The 20,622-nt window shown below is 69.4% G+C and carries 23 protein-coding genes, 1 tRNA gene and 1 pseudogene; 15 read left to right on the top strand and 10 right to left on the bottom strand.

Translation table 11 applies throughout. From position 1 onward, the window contains the following. Positions 1 to 205 precede the first annotated feature (205 nt). Positions 206 to 337 (bottom strand): hypothetical protein, encoded by a 132-nt coding sequence (locus tag AC07DS_RS44690; protein WP_479154466.1) that lies wholly within the window; start codon positions 335 to 337, stop codon positions 206 to 208. A 311-nt stretch (positions 338 to 648) separates the two neighbouring features. On the opposite strand from AC07DS_RS44690, the gene AC07DS_RS44685 reads away from it, so the two are divergent. Together AC07DS_RS44685 and AC07DS_RS44680 are read left to right on the top strand one after the other, a co-directional pair. Then, positions 649 to 1,248, top strand: coding sequence for a hypothetical protein (locus AC07DS_RS44685; RefSeq protein WP_479154465.1), 600 nt, complete (start codon positions 649 to 651; stop codon positions 1,246 to 1,248). A gap of 40 nt (positions 1,249 to 1,288) precedes the next feature. Beyond that, positions 1,289 to 1,441, top strand: a complete 153-nt coding sequence (locus AC07DS_RS44680; protein WP_479154464.1) for a hypothetical protein — start codon at positions 1,289 to 1,291, stop codon at positions 1,439 to 1,441. Between the two features lie 122 nt (positions 1,442 to 1,563). On the opposite strand, the gene AC07DS_RS44675 is transcribed toward AC07DS_RS44680, so the two are convergent. Further along, entirely contained in the window at positions 1,564 to 2,019 is a 456-nt protein-coding gene (locus tag AC07DS_RS44675; RefSeq protein ID WP_479154463.1) for a hypothetical protein, read from the bottom strand. A gap of 368 nt (positions 2,020 to 2,387) precedes the next feature. On the opposite strand from AC07DS_RS44675, the gene AC07DS_RS44670 reads away from it, so the two are divergent. From AC07DS_RS44670 to AC07DS_RS44650, 5 genes are all read left to right on the top strand, one after another. After that, entirely contained in the window at positions 2,388 to 2,846 is a 459-nt protein-coding gene (locus tag AC07DS_RS44670; RefSeq protein ID WP_479154462.1) for a hypothetical protein, read from the top strand. Between the two features lie 29 nt (positions 2,847 to 2,875). Next, on the top strand, positions 2,876 to 4,018 hold the full coding sequence (locus tag AC07DS_RS44665) for a hypothetical protein (protein ID WP_479154461.1): 1,143 nt from the start codon (positions 2,876 to 2,878) through the stop codon (positions 4,016 to 4,018). Positions 4,019 to 4,473: 455 nt separating this feature from the next. Beyond that, entirely contained in the window at positions 4,474 to 5,619 is a 1,146-nt protein-coding gene (locus AC07DS_RS44660) for a hypothetical protein (protein WP_479154460.1), read from the top strand. A 47-nt stretch (positions 5,620 to 5,666) separates the two neighbouring features. Further along, positions 5,667 to 6,098 (top strand): hypothetical protein, encoded by a 432-nt coding sequence (locus tag AC07DS_RS44655; protein ID WP_479154459.1) that lies wholly within the window; start codon positions 5,667 to 5,669, stop codon positions 6,096 to 6,098. Positions 6,099 to 6,195: 97 nt separating this feature from the next. Beyond that, complete coding sequence (locus AC07DS_RS44650) at positions 6,196 to 7,296, top strand: NYN domain-containing protein (protein ID WP_479154458.1); 1,101 nt, start codon at positions 6,196 to 6,198, stop codon at positions 7,294 to 7,296. Between the two features lie 87 nt (positions 7,297 to 7,383). Here AC07DS_RS44650 and AC07DS_RS44645 read toward each other — a convergent pair whose 3' ends face one another. Next, entirely contained in the window at positions 7,384 to 7,869 is a 486-nt protein-coding gene (locus tag AC07DS_RS44645) for a primase-like DNA-binding domain-containing protein (RefSeq protein WP_479154457.1), read from the bottom strand. 105 nt (positions 7,870 to 7,974) lie between these two features. On the opposite strand from AC07DS_RS44645, the gene AC07DS_RS44640 reads away from it, so the two are divergent. The 6 genes from AC07DS_RS44640 (at position 7,975) to AC07DS_RS44615 (ending at position 14,051) form a co-directional block, all read left to right on the top strand. Beyond that, positions 7,975 to 8,048, top strand: a tRNA-Met gene (locus AC07DS_RS44640). A gap of 309 nt (positions 8,049 to 8,357) precedes the next feature. Then, positions 8,358 to 9,404 (top strand): GNAT family N-acetyltransferase, encoded by a 1,047-nt coding sequence (locus AC07DS_RS44635; RefSeq protein ID WP_479154456.1) that lies wholly within the window; start codon positions 8,358 to 8,360, stop codon positions 9,402 to 9,404. Beyond that, entirely contained in the window at positions 9,374 to 10,579 is a 1,206-nt protein-coding gene (locus AC07DS_RS44630; RefSeq protein WP_479154455.1) for an aminotransferase class I/II-fold pyridoxal phosphate-dependent enzyme, read from the top strand. Before AC07DS_RS44635 ends, AC07DS_RS44630 begins: the two co-directional genes overlap by 31 nt. Positions 10,580 to 10,807: 228 nt before the next feature. Next, the gene (locus tag AC07DS_RS44625) at positions 10,808 to 11,830 is read left to right on the top strand and encodes a translation initiation factor 2 (RefSeq protein ID WP_479154454.1); all 1,023 of its coding nucleotides are present in this window, start codon (positions 10,808 to 10,810) and stop codon (positions 11,828 to 11,830) included. Positions 11,831 to 12,000: 170 nt separating this feature from the next. Then, complete coding sequence (locus AC07DS_RS44620) at positions 12,001 to 12,411, top strand: hypothetical protein (protein ID WP_479154453.1); 411 nt, start codon at positions 12,001 to 12,003, stop codon at positions 12,409 to 12,411. Further along, positions 12,408 to 14,051: a hypothetical protein gene (locus AC07DS_RS44615; RefSeq protein ID WP_479154452.1), complete on the top strand. Its 1,644-nt coding sequence runs from the start codon at positions 12,408 to 12,410 to the stop codon at positions 14,049 to 14,051. Before AC07DS_RS44620 ends, AC07DS_RS44615 begins: the two co-directional genes overlap by 4 nt. Before the next feature lie 306 nt (positions 14,052 to 14,357). Here AC07DS_RS44615 and AC07DS_RS44610 read toward each other — a convergent pair whose 3' ends face one another. Continuing rightward, entirely contained in the window at positions 14,358 to 14,879 is a 522-nt protein-coding gene (locus AC07DS_RS44610; protein ID WP_479154451.1) for a hypothetical protein, read from the bottom strand. Positions 14,880 to 15,261: 382 nt separating this feature from the next. On the opposite strand from AC07DS_RS44610, the gene AC07DS_RS44605 reads away from it, so the two are divergent. Continuing rightward, a complete protein-coding gene (locus AC07DS_RS44605; protein ID WP_479154450.1) occupies positions 15,262 to 16,029 on the top strand; it encodes a hypothetical protein in 768 nt (255 codons plus the stop codon). 91 nt (positions 16,030 to 16,120) lie between these two features. Here AC07DS_RS44605 and AC07DS_RS44600 read toward each other — a convergent pair whose 3' ends face one another. The 4 genes and pseudogenes from AC07DS_RS44600 to AC07DS_RS44585 all read right to left on the bottom strand — a co-directional run bounded on the left by AC07DS_RS44600 (position 16,121) and on the right by AC07DS_RS44585 (position 18,584). Next, positions 16,121 to 16,801, bottom strand: coding sequence for a hypothetical protein (locus AC07DS_RS44600; protein WP_479154449.1), 681 nt, complete (start codon positions 16,799 to 16,801; stop codon positions 16,121 to 16,123). After that, positions 16,801 to 17,469: an RNA polymerase sigma factor gene (locus tag AC07DS_RS44595; RefSeq protein WP_479154448.1), complete on the bottom strand. Its 669-nt coding sequence runs from the start codon at positions 17,467 to 17,469 to the stop codon at positions 16,801 to 16,803. The genes AC07DS_RS44600 and AC07DS_RS44595 overlap by 1 nt, the downstream gene beginning before the upstream one ends. 2 nt (positions 17,470 to 17,471) lie before the next feature. Beyond that, entirely contained in the window at positions 17,472 to 17,783 is a 312-nt protein-coding gene (locus tag AC07DS_RS44590) for a hypothetical protein (protein WP_479154447.1), read from the bottom strand. Positions 17,784 to 18,366: 583 nt separating this feature from the next. Next, positions 18,367 to 18,584 (bottom strand): annotated as a pseudogene (locus tag AC07DS_RS44585) (DUF6207 family protein). 170 nt (positions 18,585 to 18,754) lie between these two features. Between AC07DS_RS44585 and AC07DS_RS44580 the strand changes: the two are divergent. After that, complete coding sequence (locus AC07DS_RS44580) at positions 18,755 to 19,480, top strand: hypothetical protein (protein WP_479154446.1); 726 nt, start codon at positions 18,755 to 18,757, stop codon at positions 19,478 to 19,480. Between the two features lie 91 nt (positions 19,481 to 19,571). On the opposite strand, the gene AC07DS_RS44575 is transcribed toward AC07DS_RS44580, so the two are convergent. Next, on the bottom strand, positions 19,572 to 19,949 hold the full coding sequence (locus AC07DS_RS44575) for a toxin Doc (protein ID WP_479154445.1): 378 nt from the start codon (positions 19,947 to 19,949) through the stop codon (positions 19,572 to 19,574). Further along, the gene (locus AC07DS_RS44570; protein WP_479154444.1) at positions 19,949 to 20,191 is read right to left on the bottom strand and encodes a hypothetical protein; all 243 of its coding nucleotides are present in this window, start codon (positions 20,189 to 20,191) and stop codon (positions 19,949 to 19,951) included. The genes AC07DS_RS44575 and AC07DS_RS44570 overlap by 1 nt, the downstream gene beginning before the upstream one ends. Positions 20,192 to 20,622 lie beyond the last annotated feature (431 nt).

Genomic DNA, 20,622 nt, shown 5'->3' with positions numbered 1-20,622 from the left:
CGGTTCGGCCTCCCCGAAGTCGGCAGAGATGATCTCCTCCCGCAGCCGGCCCTCGAACTTCGCGCACGGCGGGCAGTTCTCCAGATGGATCAGACACCGGGCCGGAGCGCGAACTTTGGCCTGGCCAGGCGGCTACTCTGCCTCCAGTACGTGGGCTTGTTCCCCGTGAGATGCCACCCCATCCGCCCCGGGACCCGGTACAGCATCAGCGGACGGCTGATGTGCTGGGCGCCTCGAGCAGCGAGCCGATGGCATGGACCACGTCCCCACGGCCGAAGTGGCCGGTATCGATGATCCGTTGGTGAAGCGCACTGGTGCTCAGATCGTCATCTGACATGGCCGCGACCGTAGGGCGACGACCGCAGTCCGGCATCACCCGCCCCGCCCTACGGGCAGCGATCCGCGCCCGGCGCGCCCAACGGACAGCTCCCACCGGCCGCAGCCCGCTCGACGGGCCGGCCAGCACCGTGCGACGGGACGCTGTAACGGCGACGTACGTCGGCGGCCTCACTGCGTCGCGCATCGCCATGGTCCCTCACGCGGCCTAATAGACGCTCTCGATAGCTGGCACGAGGTCAAAAGCACCTGCACCCTGTAAAGAAGAGCAGTTCAGGGGCGTAGCCATTACCGAACAGGATAGAAAAGGACATGACGCCTAGCGTCTGGGTTAGTATCACAGCAGCGCTAATTTCACTAACTTCCCTGGCTGTCGCCCTGTCAACTTATCGACGCGCCGGGCCAAGAGTGAAGATGCGCGTTTCAGTAAAGCTCGACCCCACTGGGGGAGACCATAGACACCTGCTGTCAGTCCGCCTGAACAACGCAGGACTGTCCGGTGTGCAGGTCCGCCGACTCACTATTTTCAGCATCTTCGGCGCCCTTGACATCCGCGCGGAGGACCTAGAAAGCGGCGATGGTATTTTCGGAAAATTGGATGGGGGATCCGAAATCGACGGAACCTATAAGCTCGAACGGGGAGTTCAGGGCTGGGCCGATGTGAACCTGACCCCGATGAGACTTGCTTTCAACATGCTCAACAAGCGACCCAGCAGGTGGGCACTCCTGAATCTTGCAGGCCTATATCATCACTTCTTCATAGACATTGCAATCGTGGACTTGGGGAACGGCGTGCAGATTCGGCGGCCGTCGATTTGGCTGACCCGAGCTCTATGGCTACAGCTGGAGCAGAATCTAAAGGAAAAGAAGGCTAGCTCTTCACAAGCCAGCAGTGGTGATGGCGTGAAGTGAACTGGCTCAGCCTGCTCAATCAACTGGCGGGCAAGAAGGGATGACGCAGCGGGAACACCGGGCCCTGCTGCGCAGCCGCCCCAACGTCACCTCCTGGCGCCACCTGCTGAAGAACGCCCAGGCCGCAGCCGAATTGGAAGCGGCCACCGGCGCCCGGACAGCCACCTGCCGGACCCGAGCCAAGGCGAGCTGAACACCGGACCACCGCGCCGCCCAGGGACACAGGGACGCCCAGGGACACACTTCCCGGGAACACTCCCGGACTTCGAGCAGCTCGCGCCGGGGCAACCGCCGTATCCCGCGGGCGCCTTGAGTTCAGAGACGAGCCGGCCGCAGCCGCCACGGGCTGACCACCCCCAGCGCCAGTGCGAGCCCCAGCGGCTGCAAGACCAAGCCGCCCGACCGGCCCGCCGGGTCGGTGACCCTCACCGGCTCCCCGACCGGGCCATGAAGACGGCGCTGCCAGTCCAGCACCGCCGCCTCGGCCTCCTCCCGCCCGGCAGGCAGCGCGGGCACCTCGGCCTGCCGAAGCAGCTCCACATGCCCCGCGTCACGGACGTACAGGGCCAGGAGCCCGCACACCTCGGTGACCAGCACGCGAGGATAGGACAGCGACAGGCGGTAGGTCCGCCCCGCGCGCCCATCCGGGCACAGAAGAGGCGCCTCCTGCAGGAAACCGTCCGTCCGCCACACCCGGGTGTCCACCACACGGACCAGGCGCGGCCCATAAGCCGTCCGCCCCCGGCAGACCTCAGCACTGGGTACGCGCATCGGACCCCCATACGGTAGGCAGGGCCAGATCGGCCCCGCCACAGCAGCCTACGCGCCGCTGCGCGATGCACCGTTACGCGTCCAGGCTGGTCTCCCAGCTGTAGACCCAGCCAGACGCGCTGCTTCAGCGCCCGCCGGGCGGGAGGCGTCGACGAGCGGCGCCCGACGGTGGGCTCCGCAAGACACGGCTCCCGCCAGGGTGGTGCACCGGGCGCATCCCGCCCTGCGGGAAGGCCCCACACCGGGGTACCGCCCACCGGTACGCGCCCCAAGCGGCGCGCTGGCAGAGCGCGGCCGGTGCGCCATGACCGGCAGGATGCCCAGCATCCGCTCCCAGCAGACGAGCAGAGCAGAAGGAGAACGCGGCGATGCCAATGGACATGGAGTTTCCCGTCCCGGACTTCGAAGGGGCCGCGCGGACCCGGGCCATGCAGCACGAAGGCGTGCGCCGGGCGGTGGGCCAGGGGCGCCTGGCTCCCGATATCGGCGCAGCGATGACCTCACCGGACGCCGGGGGCTGGCTCGCCTCCCAGGGCTTTGAGGTGGTGGCCTCCCTCGACGACCTACAGGGCCCCTCCAGCGGCCCCGTGGAGGTCCCCGCCCGCCTCGCAGACCGCGAGCTGTCCGGCCACGCCGATCTCGACAGCGCCTGGCAGCGCCTCCAGCTCTACCGCAGGCTGCTGCTCATCGGCACCACCGAGCAGCAGCGCCAGCTCCTCAACCGGGAACTCCTGCAGCAGATGTGGCCGCACAGAATCGGCCCGCCCGCCCTCCTGAGGACCTGGGAGGACCGCTTCCCCGAGCTGCGTCACACCCCCAGCCCGTGAGGAACGAACAGCAACTTGAAGTCGCCCGCGTGGCACTCGCCGCATGCGGCAGCCGCGGCTACAGCCTGGCAGGCAGCCTGGCCATGCAGGTGCACGGCGTCGCCGGCGCCCGGGACTCCGACGACGTGGACCTGTTCGTCAACCAGCTCCTGGACGACGCCGACACCGTCCGCCACGACGTTACCCAGGCGTTGCGGGCGGCCGGCTACCACGTCGAGCAGGCCGCCACCTGGGGAGTGACCGACGGCGTGGCGGCCGCGCAGAACGGCGAGATGGCGGTCAGCCACCCCGACCACGGCACGGTCAACCTCCAGATGGTCTGCGTCATCCGGTACCTGAAGCCGGTCGACCGCGACGGGATGCCGGTGACCGCGATCGGCGACTGCCTCTACAGCAAGCTCGAAGCGCTGCAAAGCCGCCTGGGCGCCAAGGACTTCCTGGACCTGGCGCTGCTCCAGACGCACATGGGCCAGGCCAACGCCGACCGCTACATCGGCATGTACGTCACCGGCCTCGCCCAGCACCAAGGCCGCCCGGAAAGCGAACTCCAGCAGGACCTCTACCAGGCGCTCGCCCAGGTGGCCCAGGTACCCGACGATGCCTTCGCCGCCTACGGCTACACCCCCGCCCAGGCCGTGGAACTGCGCACCGCCATCCTGACCTGGGCCGACCGCCTGGCATCCGAGTCCAACCCGATGCGCCGCGATACGGCGATCGCCTCCGGCCACCTGCCGATCACCTACCAGGACGCGCAGGCCGCACTGAACCGCATGGCCCACAGTCCCTCGATGACCCGGCTCTCCGACCAGCAGCTCAGCTCCTGGCGCGCCGAGGTCACCTCCAGCCTCCTGCAGGCCATGGCGGCCCGGCAGAGCACCCAGCACGCCCAGCAGCAGCTCCACCCGATCTCCGGAGAGCTGGAACGCCGTGCCCAGCTGACCCCGCACGAACGCGCCGCAGAGGACGCCGTACGCAGAGCAGAGCAAGCCGAACGGATGGCCGGCGGCGACCCCGGCCGCCTCGGCCCGCTCGGCGTCCTCGTCCGTCTGAGACCGCCCCCGGCCGCGCCCCCGCTGTCCCGCCCGCCCCAGGCCCCGTCGGCCGAGGCGCTGCTGCGCCAGCAGCATCTCCAGGCCCACCCCACCCAGCCCGGCACGGGCAGGCAGGCGTAGGCAGGGGCCGGTCCCGCAAAGGACGCCAAGCCCGTCGACGACACTGTGGCTCCGTGGAGCGGGGCGACGGCGACCAGGCGGAGGGACACACAGGGACACAGGCAACGGCAACGCGCCGCAGGCCTCCCCGGCGGGCGGGCAGGGACACAAGGGACACAGCCTCCGGCAACAACCAAAGAAGATCAGCCCACAGGCCGACCACTGGGCGGGCACGTCACTGCCCCAGCTTGCCCGCCGGGTGGGAAAGCCGCAGGTAGCTGCCCGCCCCACGGGCCTGGCATTCTCCGCCGTCCGCCCTCTTCGCGATCGTGAGATTCCTTCGCCAGGTGCACGAAGGCGCGCCAGCAGCCACAGGGGAGTTGACGGTGGGAAAGGCGAGCAGGGGCAAGAGGCAGCGCAGTCGGGACAACGCGGCTCGTTGGACGGCGTCCAAGGCCGCCGCGGCAGCACACCGGATGCGCGAAGAAGCGCTCCGGCTGCTCCCCGGCAACCCGCGGGTGCAGGCCTGGCAGGCACTCGGTTTCCAGGGCCGCCTGAGAGAACTCTTCTCCCTACTGTCCATGGGCGCGCCCAGCAAGGAAGCGGCGTGGGACCGAGCCTGCTCCATGATGCTGGGCAAGTCCGGATACCGGCCGCCGTGGCCCGCCACACCGCACGAGGCAGGCGCGTGGAATATCGCGCAGGTCACCCAGCTCCTGGAGCAGGCCGAGGTGATCGTCCTGTCGCCAGAGTCGCATGCCGCCGTGATGGCAGCAGCCTCCACTCTCGAACCCGCCGATGTGAACACGCTGCAGCGGGACCGGGACTTCACCGCTCTGTGCGGCCTGCTGGTTCTTCCCGAACCCGTGGTGACCGTCAACCGGGGTGGTTCCCTGTCCGACATCGTCGCCTTCGGCTGGCAACCCATCACCCAGCACCAAACCCAGCCCACGGCTGAGCACCCCGGCGTGCAGATCGTCCCGCTCATCGACCGTGACGGCCCCATCCAGCCAGACGGCTGGACGGCGATGCTGGCGCAAGCACGGGCCCAGAAGATGCCATTCCCGCGCCTACTCCCCGACGGCTTGTACTCTCTGCCTCTCGACGGCCCGATGGTGAAGGCTGACGAAGCCGAACGTGCCCAGTTCGCCGAGATGCGGCACACCTTGCACGACGCCCTCAACGCGGTCGCGACCCCCGCCGATCCCTCGGATATCGGAACCTGGGACGGCGGCCGCGTCGACGATTCCCAGGACGACTTCGCCACGCGCTACATGTTCGCCTTCTGGCGGCTGACCGCCCAAGGCACCATCGTCGACCGGACGCCTGCCTCCCCTGACCAGGCCCAGCAGCGCGACGGGGTTGGCCCGGCCACCCCCGAGGTCCCCGAGGTGCGAGTACTGCAACTGGCAGCACGGTTCTCCGCCTCCGCCGGGGAACCGGGTTCCGAGGGCCAGCACCGCTATCACCACCGCTGGCCGGTTCGCATGCACAAGGTCCGCCAGTGGTACCCCAGCCGCCAGGTAAATGAGATCCGCTGGCGCGGCCCCTACATCAAAGGCCCCGCAGGAGCACCACTGCTGCCTTCCAAGAAGGCATTCATCGCGGACTGCGCTGCATGACGGCCGTCCCACCCGCACGATCCCCCTACTCACTCAGAGGAGAGCCCGTGACGCCTGGCACAGTCTGGATCTACACGGACGGTCACCGGGACGGGGACGGCGCCGCGCGTCTGCTCCGCGCGGACAAGGCCGACGAGATCTTCCAGCTGGGCTTCTCGGCCATGCTGGTCAACGGGACCGACACCGTCTGGGACCCGCTCAGCCCTCCGTCACGGCCCAAGGACCTCCCGCCGCAGTTCCTGATCGACCTGGCCCGGGCCGTTCAGACGGCCCGCCACAAGTGCGCGGACGGCAACGACCGGGTCGTGACCGCCCGGCACACCGAGACCACCGGGTGGCAATGGCAGGTCTACCTCCTGCACGAGATACCCGACCCGCCCCAGCGCGAGCCCCTGCCGCCGGCCCTCACCGCCGCGACACGTCCGGTGCGGGGGATCCCCTCGCCCGCAGGACCGGAAGCGGGCAGCCCCGCCGCCTAGGGGCAGTCAGGGGGGCTTCGTAAACGGCAAGTCCGCGAAAGCGGCATGTGATGGACTACCGACTGAGTAGGGACTGCTCACGGTCGAGGGGGAGCACGTGGACCGATGCACCGTCCTGGTGGACGCCGGATATCTGCTCGGCGCGGCTGCGACTTTGCTGACGGGCGACGCGACACGGTCGCGCCTGTCCGTCGACCACGGGCAGCTGATCCACCAGATACGCCAGCGCGCCGAGGCCGACACCGGGCAGCCGCTCCTGCGCATCTACTGGTTCGACGGGGCTCCCGATCGGGTACCCCAGCCTGAACACCGGCGGCTACGGGTGATGCCCCGGGTCACCGTGCGCCTGGGCCTGCTCACCCGCATCGAGGGACGATTCCAGCAAAAGGGCGTGGACGCGGCCATGCACGCCCAGCTGACCGAGCTCGCCCGCAACCACGCCTGCTCCGACATCGTGCTGATCACCGGCGACGGAGACCTCCTACCCGGAGTGATGGCGGCCAAAGACCACGGCGTCGCCATCCACCTATGGGCCGTCCAGGCCGCCGACGGCGAGTACAACCAGTCCGAGGACCTGGTGGCGGAAGCCGACGAGCGGCACCTGCTGAACCGCGCCTGGCTGACCCAGGCCATCAAAGCCGCCGAGCCGTCCGCGGCGGAGCAGGAGGCGCAAGTACCAGCCCCGCCCGCGCTCGAGCACGCCGAGACGGGCGGCGAGACGGGCGGCGAGCCCGAGCGTCCCCTCCCGACACCACCCCGAATCCCCACACCGAGCACCCTGGCCCAACGCCCCGCACCGGCCGCCGCCTTGCGCTGGTCCTCGGACACCGGCTGGGTCGACCCCGACGCAGGGTTCCCGCTCCTGCGTGACCTGACCACCCCCGAACAGGAGTGGGCAGACCGAGAGCACGACATGACCCAGGTCACCGGCGAACCCAGGGAAGTGGGCCGAACCTTCGCCACCCGCTGGACCCAGCGACTGCCACACGACCAAGCCGCACAACTCATCGACGCACTTGCCGAGGCCAACCCCCGCATCCCCCGCTCCCTCGACGGTGAACTCCTGCGCTACGCAGCCCGCTTCGGAATGATCGGCAACGCGATGCTGGAGATCACCGAAGACGACAGGGTGGACCTGCGTGCCGGATTCTGGGACGGCATCACACTGAACACCGACCAGCTGACCGCCACCCGCTGAGAACACGGCCACCCCGACGAGATACACGCGCGTCAGAGACGGCAGCCCGCGCAGGATCAGCGACGGCACCGCACAAGTACCTCTGCGCTACACGATGCTGGAACTGCGCAGAGCCAATCCCGGGAAGCACCGGTACCCACCGCTTTTGATCACGTGGCGGGCTTCCAGGGAATCCAGGACACGCAAGGCCGCCTCCCGTACGCTCAGCGGCTTCAGACCGTTGTGCTCGCACCAGTCGATGTACGCGGCGTGGAGCAGGTCCTGGCGCACGAGGCCGGCGGCGTCCGGCACGCAGCGCTCCGCCAGGAACCGGCTGACGCAGTCGGTGTGACCCGGAGCGGGCAGCGCCGCGAGAGGGGCGGGACCGGTGGGCTGGTGGCGGTCCAGGTAGCGGCGGGTTCCCTTGAGCATCCACTGAAGGACGCCCGGGCCTTCTTCCTGCACGACCCGCAGGGCCAGATCGGGATCGGTCCTGGAAAGAGGTCGAGTGAAGGCGATCGACCGGAGCCGGGCCTGCAGGCTCGTCGGCTGCGGGCCGAGCGCGGCCGCGGTGTACCAGACATGGTGGTCCAACCGGATCCTGTACGAGGGCTGGCCCAGAACGCGCACAGCGAGTCCACCAGGTGCGCCTCGTCGATGCCTTCCCCATGGGTGCGTGTAGGGTGGCTGCACCGACGACGCGGGGTGGAGCAGCTCGGTAGCTCGCTGGGCTCATAACCCAGAGGTCGCAGGTTCAAATCCTGTCCCCGCTACGAAGCAGGAAGGGCCCGGTCACCCGGGCCCTTGCGCTTGTCCACGGAGCCTGCGGCGACTCGCCGTCGCCGTATCCGGCTGCCGCTGCCTCCTAGCCCGGCAGCCGACTCGCGGCTTGCTGAAGAGCGAGGCCAGCAACAGCCCACACGGCCTTCGCTGCTGGGACGGGTTGCCCGTCAGACGGGCGGCCCCTGTGAAAGCTGCCCGCCAGAAGGGAGCAGGCGGGGCAGATCCCAGCCACATCCCCCTGCGCACCGTGATGGCCGAAAAACTTACGCCCGCCGACCCCTCTCGTCGACGGAGCCAGCATGACCCACGCAGTGATCACCGCTTCACTGACGAACCTGCCCAGCGGCAGACTTCCCCGCCGCTCCCAGGTACAGGTGCGGTGCCTCGGCGGCTCGTCCGCGCTGGCCTACCTCGACGAGCACTGGCCCGCCCTCTATGCCGGAGACGACCAGGCCACGCCGTACCAGTCCCGGGCCTGGCTGGGAGGCTGGGCCGTGCGCCAGCCCACCTGTACGGAACCTGTCGTCATTGTCGCCCAGGAGGGCCCGGACACGGTTGCAGCCATGGCCATGGCACGGGACGTTGCCGACGGCCGTATCCTGCGGCTGCGCCCTCTGTCCGCACCGACCGCTGAGATCATCCGTCCGGTTGGCCCGGGTGCCGAAGACCCATCTGTCGTGGCGGCGTTGATCAGGCACCTGACGGCGCATGGCGAGCACGGCACCGAGGTCGTCCTCCCGGACATCCCAGCCGACAGCATGCTGGGCCGGCACCTGCGGGCGCAGTGGACGGGGCACCTCACGGAAACCCCTTATGCCACGGTCGCACTCCCCGTCGACTACACCGCTCTCTCCCGCTCCACACGACGCGAGCACCGGCGCCGCCAACGGACCTGGGACGACCTCAGCAGCGCCCACCGAGTCCTCTATCGCCGTACGCACAGCCCCACAGACCTCCTGGAGACCTATCCCGGTCTGCTCCGTCTCCACCGCCTGGAGTGGCCCCAGCAGGAACCCGACGCAGAAGACGATGCGGCATGGCACACCGTGCTTGAGCGGTGCGGACCGGGCGCTTTCATCGCCACCCTGGCCGTGGACGGGCACATGATCGCCGCACAACTGTGCCTGCGCCGAGGCACCCGGGCGTACTCGCTCCTCCCGGCCATGGACCCGGCGTACCGGAGTCTTGCTCCGGGGCACGCCCTGCTGCGCTACCTCACCGCCGACCTCGCGGCTACCGGTCACCGGACCCTCGACCTGGGCCGGACCACCTCCGATCCCGGACAGCACGGCTACAAGTCTCAATATGGAGTGATATGGACGGCATCGCTGACAGCCTCCACCTGAAGGACCAGCCCCGGCCGCCACGCGACCCCAGCACGGCACAGGGCGGTGACCTCACACACCTGCCGGACGGCCTGATCAGCCTCGACCTGAGCCTGTGCACCAACCGGCTCGGCCCGCCGCCCACCGCGATCAGCGCCCTCCACGACTTCCTCGACAAACACCCCGACCGACTGATGCCGCCTCCGTACGAGGCGCCGCAGCCGCCGTACCGGGCCGAGCGCCGCTACCTTCAGGCGTTCGCGACCTGGCTGGGCGTGGACGAGCGGCACATGCTCGCCGGCCGCGGCGTGACGGAATTCCTCGTGATCCTCGGCCGCCTGCTACGACTGTGCCGTGTCGCCGTCGTCACCCCCGAGTACACCGAGACGATGCGGATCTTCTCCTACGCCCACTTCGAGCACCCCGACACCCCCGCCCAGGACACCCCCACGGCCCGCCTCGACCGGGTGCACCGCGCCCTGGACAGCCACGACTACGTCATCCTGTCCAACCCCAGCAATCCGCTGGGCCACTACATCCCGCGCGAGCAGCTGCTCGAGGCATGCGCACAGCATCCGTACAGCGTGCTGATCGTGGACGAGGAGTACATCGCATTCCAGGGGGAGGGCCTGAGCCTGGCCGGAGCCGAGGCCACGAACCTGGTCGTGCTGCAATCCACGGGCAAAGCGTTTGGGATCACCGCGTCCCGAGCCGGGATGCTGTGGACCCGGCACAGCCGCCTGCACCAGGCCGTCGGCCGCGAACTGCTCTCCTGGCCCCTGTCCTTGCTGGACATCGTCCTGGCCACTGCTGCCCTGGAGGACGGCACATGGCTGCAGACCCATCTCGCACAGATCAACGACGACGGCGGCAGGCTGGAACAGATGCTGACCGACTGCTTCGGCGCCGCAGTTGTCCCATCTGGCATCCACTATCGGTTCGTTCACCTGTCCAACCCCTCCCCGGTCCTGGAGCACCTGCACATGCACGGCATCTCGGCTCGCCTGTTCACTGCCGCCCCCCGCGGCTGCGTGCCCGGTCTGCGCCTGGCCGCTCCGAACACCACGGAGGAGTTCGGGCAGCTGCACACTGCGCTGGCCTCCCTGCCCGCGGCTGCGCGATCCGGCCCTGTGGCACCTCACCGGCCCCCGTACGCAGGGAAATGGGTGCTCGAACCTCTGCCACGCGGCGCCTGACGACCGGGAAGAGACCACCGGGGCCACCTCGGACACCCGGGACTACCAATTTCCTGGCGAGGTGCCCGCGGGCCTCTATGCCTTGCACCCGGCCGCGGTCCGCCCGGCCACCGGGCGTCTGACCACCGACGGTCCGGTCCCGGAAACGCTGCCGGACATCGTCACCTACTACCGCTCCACCCGGCCGCTGCGCCTGGTCGTCACGCTACTCGACATGGGGGAGAATTCGTGGAATCGCGCGACCGCATGGCCATCGGGAATTTGGTCACGGACTGTCACATCTTCGAGGGAGACGGCACCCGCCCGATCCCGAAGGAGAATGTGCAGATCATTTACGAACCGGGGCTCCGCCGCGTGGAACTCCCCGTCGAGGTCCAGCGGTGGCGGGAGGACATCGAGGCGGAGATGCAGCGCCGGCAGGCGGCGGGTGAGCCGTATGCCTGGAACAACCCTCGTTTCGCCGTCGAGAGCATCATCACCTCGCGGAGCGACGAGACCGAAGAGCCCATGGTGCGGATGAGTCTGTGCGACGCGGACTACTACGACTTCATCGCCACGTCCGTGAACCTCGACGAGCCGCTGCGCGAGGGGGAGTCCGCCACCCTGCGCTCCCAGTACCTGGAGAACGCCGACCCGGTGACCGCGCCCGCGTTCCTGTCCTGCAGCTTCGGCGTCAACGTGGCGGTGGAGACGGGACCCGACCGGAAGATGGTCTTCGCGCGGCGCAGCGTTCAGGTCGAGGGCCACAACAAGGTGCGCTGGAACTCCTCGGTCAACGAGGGGCTCGCCGCCATCCACGACGTCCCCGAGGACGGCTCCCCCATCAGCCTGCACGCCGTGGCGCGCCGCGCGCTGCGGGAGGAACTCGCCGTCCAGGACGAGGACGAGGTCGAGCTGGAGCTGCTCGCCTTCGCGCTCGACGTGCGCAACCACCAGTGGGCGGCCTTCTACCGGGCCGTGCTGCCGGACCTGACGGCCGACACCCTCGTGGCCCGCCGCAGTCGCGGGATCGAGGACAAGTGGGAGCACGACCGGTTCGACTTCGTCCCGGCCGACCCCGACAGCGTGCTCGACTTCATTCTGCGCAAGGAGCCCGAGGAGTGGACCCCGTGCGGGCCCGCCCTCTTCTACCTGGCCCTGGTCCGCGCGGCCGTCGTCGCCCGCGGCGGCAACCGGTCGGGCCGGCTGGACGTGGAGGCCGCCGAGTGCCGGGCGGTGGAACGGCTCGCGACGCCCGCCGCCCGTCAGTAGCGCCGCCGCGCCGGGGGCGGTTCGTCAGAAGACGTTCCGCTCCCGGTGCTGCCGGCGCAGCTCCAAGAGCTGGATGACACAGGCGGGGACCGTACCCGGCGCCCCGTTTCCTCCTTCGCCGGTGCCGCTGGCCTCCGGCCGGAGCAAAGGCCGGGCGTAGACTGGCAGGCATGGCTGATGCAGATGTTGTCCTCGGCGCGCTGGCGAATCAGCTGGCCAGCGATGACACGCAGCAGGCAACCGCTGCCGCCTGGGACGTGCTCAGCCTCGGCGAACGGCTCGCGGACACACTGACGTGGCAGCAAGACACCGACGCGGTCCAGGCCCTGGCGGCATCCCAGGCCTGCCGTGAAGCCCGCAGACACCTGCCAGCACCAGTCTCCGGCCGCCCGCCCCAGACCATCCCCGCAGACACGTCCGCCGTTGCCGACTTCGCCCGACTCCTCGCCCTCCTCGCCGACCTGCTCCACAGCGATGCCGAGAGTCGTATTCAGGCGACGCCCACGGCACGCCGCACGGCCGCCGTGCACACCACCGCAGCACACCAGGCACTCTCGGCACTCTCACGGAAATCGGCGTGAGCACCGAGCTGGGGCAGTTGTTCGACATCTCCGTAGACCACATCCGCGCGTCCCGCGCCCTGGCCCTCAGCCGCGCGCACACCCCCGCCCTGCTCGCCGACGCGCTGGAGATACTCGTTCAACTCGACGTCTACACCCGCGAATTACGCTGGGATGCAGACACGGAGAACGGGCCTCCGACGATCATGGAAACAGCCACCGCAGACCTGCGCTCCCACCTTGCCCAGGCGACCACTCACTTGGCCATCGCGGACCGCCTCGCACCGGCTCAATCGGCGGCTGCGCCCACTCCGCTGCGGGAAGCACAAAAGGCACTGACCGCCAGCCGCGACCTGCTGCACACGCACCGCGGCCCCGATCGGCAGCTGATCACTCCTTACGCGCTGCTGCTCGCCCGGGCCGGAGCCCAGCACTATCTGGCCCGGCGAGTCACCGATGTGACATGGGAAATGAGCCGCCTTTTCGCGGAGTTGGCCGGAGGCAACGAGACGCCGTCCTGGCTGGACGAGTTGCTGCAGGACGTCCGCCGCGCCCTCGAACAAGCCACCGTGCTGGGCCGCGCAGGCGCGCATGCTGCGGCCGAAGAGACGGGAGCACTGCCCGCTGCGGGCACTCTCCTCCCCACCCCCCACACCCCAGAAGAAACCCCCGCTGACTCCATCACCCACCTCGAAGACGCCAGCGAGCAACTCCTGCGCGCGGGCTTCGAAGCCTCCCGCACATCCACCGAGCCTCCGACCGGCACCGACCTACCCCAACTCGCCCGCTCCCTGGCCATGACCCGGCTCCTTTCGGCCCAGCTGCTCGCGCACGCACTCCGGGACGATGCCACCACCAAACTGAACGCGGACCTTGGCACCGCAGGGCGGGCCTGGCACCGGTCCGCCGAGGCCTGGCACCACGTCGTCGACCTCACCGACCCAAGCGCGCACCCGCTGCTGCCCCCGCACAGCTATCTCGCACGACGCCGCGGGCAGGCGTCCCCGCTTCCCCAGCCCAAAGCCACCCATCCCGCCTGCCAGATCGCAGCCACCATGGCACTGCGCACCGGGCGCCTGCTGTACGGCCCAGCCTGGCAGCCGCACGAAGGGACCAGCAGCCGGGCACGCCAGCCGCGAGACGCACTCCTTGCAGACGCCAGGGGAGAAGAGCGGCTGCTCCACGCCCTGTACCGGATGTCCACAGCGGGCCGCTTCCTGGCCGCATCCCTGCCCACCCTCGTGGAACGGTCGGCCGGCAACCTCGTCACCGACAGCCTTGAGCACCGACCCTCGGGCACTCCGGACACCGTGCGCTTCTATCCAGCCCACCACCGGCAGATCGAGCAGATCACCGACCGATACCGCACGATCGGCCTCGCCGAGGACAGCCTCTGCACCCGCCTGATCCACCGCGCCCAGGCCGCCGGTTGGCCGATCGCCCGCGTGGGCCTCGACAACGCGATAACCGGCCTGTACCCACCCGCCCCACCGACGCTCTCCCGACGGCAGGAGGAGGTCCTCGAGCGCATGATCGCCGACTCACAGCAGCGCACAGCGCAGTTCACGGCGGCTGTTGCCCGACGTACCCAACCGGCACAAGCCCCCCGGCACCAACAAGGGCCCGGCCCGGCCCGGACCCCGCACCTTCCCGGCCAATAGGGGAGCATGATGGAACCAGCCCGGCGCCCACTACAGTGACAGCCTTGACGAGCTCTTCGGTCTCGCCCCAGTCACCACCAACGGGAAGTCTCTGACGGACGCACTGCGCCGCGCGGCCGTCTGAACGCCCGCTCCTCACCCGGCTGACGCGTACGCCGTCGAGGACCGCATCCATCGCTCGCAGGGCGCCATCTCGCCGGCCACATCCCACCTGCGCCCAGGCTCGCGCCCGCAGATCGGCCGCATGCATGTGCACCGCCCGGCGGCTGAGCACTGGGAGACGGAGACCATCGCCGCCGGGCGGGATCACGCGGACAGAGAACGGCCGCTGCTCGCGGCACGGGCAGCAACCGAGAAGGCGGGCTCGCCGCCGCGCAGGCGCTGCTTCACGCGGACGCCGTCCAGGACGACGTCCATCGCGGACAGGGCGATCCCGGCCGTGTGGCAGTCCCGGACGATGGCGGCCTCCACACCGACAGCGCCGATCCACGCCTGCATCTCCTCGGGCCACAGCCCCAGCTGCGCCCAGGCCCGCGCCCGGGGGTGCAGCTGGGCCGCGCGCAGGTGCGGGGCCTGGCGGCTGAGCATGGTGAAGGCGTAGGACTCCAGCGAACGCCCGTCCGTGCGGCGGGCCTCGCGGTCCGTGCGCCGCTGCGGCACGGCTGTGCGAGCCGTGCGCCGGCGTACCGCGGCCAGCTCGGCTGCCAGGTCCAGGCCCTCGCGGGCGGCGATGGCCTCGGCGGTGTCGGCGGTAGCGCGGGCCGCGGCAGGAACGAGGCAGTCGTAGACGGCCTGCAGGTCGGGGTCGGTGAAGTGGGCACGGGGCATGACAGTTCTCCCTGGAGGGTCTGCAGACATGCCGAAGGCCCCGTTGCCGATGCGGGCAACAGGGCCTTCGGGAGATGCGGAGGATGAGGAGAAGTCCACGCTCGCGGCTCTCAGCGGAGCGGGCGAGGAAGAGGGACTACCCGGCGTGAAAGAGCGGGGTACACCCCGCACTTGAGCGGGCAGTGTAGCCAACGATCAACGCACGCACGCCAGTTCCCGTGAAATACCAGGTCAGCGCACTACCCTCACGAACTCTGGAAAGGGAAAGACGGTGACAAGGAGCTGTCACCGACAGCGCGCAGCCACCGGTGGTACACCCCGACCGGGGACGGCAGGCAAAACCGCTACCTCCTCCTGGTCTTGCGTTCTACCGTGGCCGGGCATGAGCACGCAGGCCTTCAACGGCGCCTATCTCCTGCCTCTTTTCCACGAGATCGAGCAGGCCCGCGCAGACGGCGCCTACCGGCAGCTGCCCGCCCCGGCCCCGGCGAGCAGTCTGGCCGCCGACGACGCCCCGCTGGGCCCGTACGCGGCCGCGCACCTGATCCACACCTCCTACACCGCAGGCCTGGCCCACGCCGACGCCCTGCGCCGCCTGGCGGTGGCCGGTGAGATCGACCCCACCAGCCCCTGGACCCTGCTACGCGGCGCCCTGGAGAACTTCGCCACCGGCCTGTGGCTCCTCGACGGCTCCGGCCGGCCCGAACGGCGGCGCCGCGCGCTGTCACTGTGGGACGAGGACATGCGCAACCGCCACCAGCACGAACAGGACACCGGGCACCTCCCGTCGGGGGCAGGCATGACCGGTGCGCAGCGCCGGGCCGAGATCCGCGCCATCGCCGACGGCCTCGGCCTGGCCCCGCTGACCGCACCCAAGACGAACCAGATCCTGCTCGCCGCCGCGCCCGCCGCGGGCCTCACCGCGGTCAAGGTGTGCGCCGCCTGGCGCGCGGCATCCGGGTTCGCACACGGCCGCTACTGGCCCAACCTGAGGGCCTCCCAGCCCCGCGCGGCCATAGAGGGGGCCGACGGCATCCACACCGTCGCCCTCGTCATCGACGAAGACCAGCACCGGCCGCTGGCCGAGTACTGCCACACCATGCTGCGCCGACTACAGGAGCACTACACCGCGCGCGCCCAGGCCCGCTGAACAGGGGCGACGACGCTACGACGCGGGGCCCGGGGGGCCTCCCGCACGCGACCGCGCAGGAGGCCACCGACCTGTTTGAACCTCTTCGGCCTCACCCTGTTTTTGGCGTCGGACTCCGGGCGGCGCGGGCGATGTCGATCCCGCGGACTACGGCATCGCGCCAGACATCCCCTCTGTAATTGATCTCTGCCAGGAGCTCCTGGTACTCGGCGAGGGCGTCGGGGTCGCACCCGGGGCGTGAGGGCCGGGTGGGGTGTGCCTTGGGATGGCGCGCGCGCCACTTCTCCAGCTGCTCCCTGGCCTCCTTGGACGTGTGCCAGCACGCGGCGTACACGGTGTTGACGAGGTCGGCGGGCAACCGGACGGCGACCGGCTCCTCCCAGCCGCCGCCGGGCGATCCGGGAGAGCGGCCCCGGGCCATGGCCTGGTACGGAAACGCGCCCCACTCCCGGTTCCAGCCCCGCTCCTCGATTACCTGACACAGGCCGCCGGTCACCAGCGCGTTGAGACTGTCGATGAGCCGGCCCTGGCGGCGCAGCTCGTCCTTCTCCTTGCCCCACCGGCCACGCCGGGCGTCGGCCGCGCGGCAGTTCATCCCAGCGAGCGAGGCCGCGAGCTGCTCGCGCGCCGAGGCCTGCTGTTCCTTGAAGAACGGCTTGAAGCCGTCCAGCTCCTTGCGGGTGCCGAACGAGACGTGCGCGGTGACTGAGACGGTGCCCAGGACAGAGCCGGCGAGGGAGACCGGGATGAGGGTGCGCAGACTGTCGATCATCAGGTCCCTGCCTCAGGGCTTGCCTGCGGCCTGCGGGGCGCATGAACGTACATGTTGCGCAGCGTCTCCAGGGCGCGGAGGTGGTACCGCCGAGTCGTCTCGGAGCTGATGGACAGCCGCATGGCCGTCTCCGAGACCGTCAGATCCTGGAGGTACAGGAGTTCGATCACCTCGCGCTGGCGGATGGGCAGACTGTGCACCTTCGCCAGGAGCTCCTCGTTCAGGGTGCCGGTGACTACGTCCTCGGCCGACCGCTCGTGGCCCAGCTCCGACTCCAGCACGCTCCACTCGGCGATGTCCGTCGGCACCTCGCGCCTGTTGCTGGCCTTGCGCAGATGGTCGACGGCGGCGTTGCGGGCGAGGACGTACAGGTAGCTGCGGGGATGCGCAGGGGCCTCGGCCCCCTTCCGCAGCGCCCGCAGCCATCGTGCGCGGGCCTCGGCCGCCACGTCTTGCGCGGTGTGCTCGCCGAATCCGTACTTGAGGGTGAGGAAGCGGCACAGCTGCGGCTCCGCGTCCAGCATTTCCTTCATCGCCTTGGCCGGGCAGACGGACGGCGAGGACGCCGTCGCACGCGGGGACGGCGACGGCTCGCCATCCGAAGGTAGGGCCGGTGCCCCGGACGCCTGCGCGTCCGGGGCACCGGTGACACGCTCACCGGCAGGCATGACTACCAGCCGAACGCCAGCCGGCGCTTGCCGTTCTTCCGCTCCAGCACCACCCGCTCCGGCACCATCCGTCGCAGCATGTGCACGAGGGCGCGCACCGCCTCGTCGATGGTGTCCAGCGCCAGGAGGCCGATCGCGGCGACCAGCGCGCTCTCCAGCGGGTCCTGAAACGGCACGTCGCCGCGCACCAGCCGCACGATCCCGACCACAATGATCGTGATCGAGATCGTGCGGCGGCCGTGGCGCCGCCACGGCCGGGGATCTTCCACACACGCGGCCGCCCGGGCGACACGCGGCAGAGATCGTGAACTCATAGCGCCTACCTACGTTTTGGGGGCTCGCCAAGTTCGGGAAGAGCCGTTGAGCCCCGTATCGACTGATGGGAACACTCTGCCCCGGTTTCAGCGGCAGTGTCGAGACAGGCCAGGTCAACTGGCCCCGCAACATGCAAATTTGAGGACCGCAGGTCAGAACCGGTGAGGCGTTCCAAAGCCGCCTGCAGACACACCCGCTGGGGTGGCCGACGGCACATCCTTCGCGCAGGAGAAGACTTTTCGGGCCCGCCGCCTTCGGCTCTTCCCAAAGCGGCGACGGCGGGCCCCGGTAGGACGCCAGAGACGTCTTCACCCTCTTAGACGTAGAGGGTAGAGAAATACCGACACCAATGTGATGCAGATCACAGATGGTCAGGTGTGGGGGGCGTTGACCTGGCACTCTGCCGCGCCATAAACCTGCGATCCCCCTTGGCGGGAGTGGCACACAGCCTTCCTCACAGGCCAAGTCGACGGCGTCCCCGTCCTCTTCTGGCCCTGCCCGTCATAGCGGAGGACGGAATCGTGGGCGGGCACGACTGCCCCAACCGGGGATGACCCGGCCACACCGCTGCAGACCCCTGGTTCACGTGCCGGGGCGCTGGCGTATGTCCAGATAGCAGCGCAGTCGTACTCCTGGCTGCCCGACATCCCGGGGCGTGCGTTCCACTGCGGTGGTCGCCCACATCGAGGCGAGGACTGCCTGGAGGCGAAGGCGGTCCGGTCGTCGTCGGCCGCGATGTCGACGACGACCAGGCCCGGTTGGGACACGTGTACCTCGTTGATCGCTTCCACGCATCGCATGACGCCCCGCAGCGCCGGCGCGGTTCTTCCGGAACCAGGCATTCACCTGGCTGGCCCACATGCGGGTGCCCTCGACCCCCGGGAGCCAGGCACTGCCCGGGTTGGCCTGCACGGGAGCAGCGGCAGCCACTACGTTGGGGCGGTGACGACTGCCTCCACACGTTGGGGCGGTGACGACTGCCTCCACTGATCTGTCCCGGCTGCCGGCCGACCCGTCTCTGATCAGCCTCGCCTACCGCCACGAACACCCCCTCCAGGCATTCGAGTTCGACGACACGCTGGAGGTCTGGACGGTGAGCGCGCGGATCGACGCGGACATGCTGGCCGAGGACATGGCCGCCCACGGCGACGCCGACCAGGAAACGCTGGACGCCATCACAGACGTGGCGGTCGGCCGCATGTCGTTCGTGCGGGTGCGCATGTTCGGCCCCGACGATCCCTTCGAGGCCATGGACGCCTACACCGGGGACGTCTCCTGCATCGGCGAGACCGTGCTGGACATCGGACGAAGCGAATTCGCCCGCGATTTCGAGGAAGCGCTCGCGCACCCCGTCGGCGACCTGCTGGTCATGGACCGGGTCGTCCTCGAGCCCGCATGGCGCGGATTCGGCCTGGGCCCCGTCCTGGCCGGTGCGGCCATCCGCCGCCTCTCCCAGGGTTGCACCGCCGTTGCATGCGAGCCGGGATCGGCCGACGGCCGCAAGATGACCGGCGACCAGCACCACGAGGCGGCCGCCAAGCTCGGCCGCCTCTGGTCCACCATCGGCTTCGAACCCTTCCAGGACGGCGTGCACATCCTCGACTGCCACCTGCAGCGCCCCCAGGACCTCCTGACCGAGAGTCAGGAAGAGTTCAGCGCGCTGTGCCGCTCCTGGCGCGAGCACCGCCGATCGTGACCTGTCGCGGTCCTCGACCGCACGTGATCAGCGGGCCGTCGCCGGTCGGAGCCGGGGTGGCTACTCGGCGGGCATAGCCACCGCCCCGACCTCAGACCTTCCAGGACCGCAGGGCCTCGGAGACGGCGTAGACCGTCAGACGGGTGTCCCGAACCTTGCGGACAAGATCAGACAGAGCACCGTAGGGCGGGTCGATACCCTCGCCGGACTGATCCATGTACTGAGCCGCCACAAAAGCAGCAAACAGGGCATTACGGTGTGGAAGTGGCTCAAGCCGAACAATCGTGTGCAGAAGTGCAGCCGCACGCCAGGCGGCATCCGGATCAGACGTCTCGAGCGTTGGCATCCGGGTCTTGTGCCGCGCCACGGTAGCCACCAGCGCCGAGTAGTCACTCACGGACACGTCTTCATGCCCGAGGGCAGCCTCCTGGACGTCGAGCAGCCAGGAGACATCGATGTACAGAACCATCAGGCAGCCGCAACCCCGCCGTCGCCACGCTGAGAGGGCGGGACCTCCTCGGGGAACGCCTCGTCGAACTCCTCGCGAAGCTTGTCAGCCCAGGCGGCGGCGCCGACGACGAACCGCTTGCGATGCATCTCGCGCACGCCGAGATCATGCAGGTACTGCTTCAGGCTCTTGCCCTCCGCAGAGGCGGCGGCACGGACGCCTTCCATTTCCTCATCAGAGAAGGACACGTTCAGTGATGGCATCTTCCGATGGTACCTAGTTGGTGCCAGGTCCGCCAGACCACACTCGTGATCACTCAAGGGGGTACCTAGCGAGTCCCCGAAATCATCCAAATCGACAAGCGAATGCAACTTGACAGAGCGTCAGCCCCGGCAAGGTCAATTCTGACGGCCGGTCAGTTTCGGCTCGCCAGCACCACCCACCCCCCTCTTCTTGCTAGCCAATTCACCGGCATTACAAGCGACCTGACGCCCGCTAAACCTACAGGCAGCACCGTGCCACCCGACGCGGGGTGCGTCGCGCAGCAGAGCGCCCACCCCATGGCGCAGCATGGGGGCTAGGGTGCGCAGCACCCTAGCTTTCCGTTGTTGGGGGCACCGCCCCCACCACGGCGGCTATGCCGCCGCCATAGCGAGGGACGCAGTCCCTCGTACCCGCTCCGCGGGAGGTCGGA

It is taken from the genome of Streptomyces sp. NPDC044064 (assembly GCF_056434245.1).
This window is presented reverse-complemented; position numbering and strand designations above follow the sequence as displayed.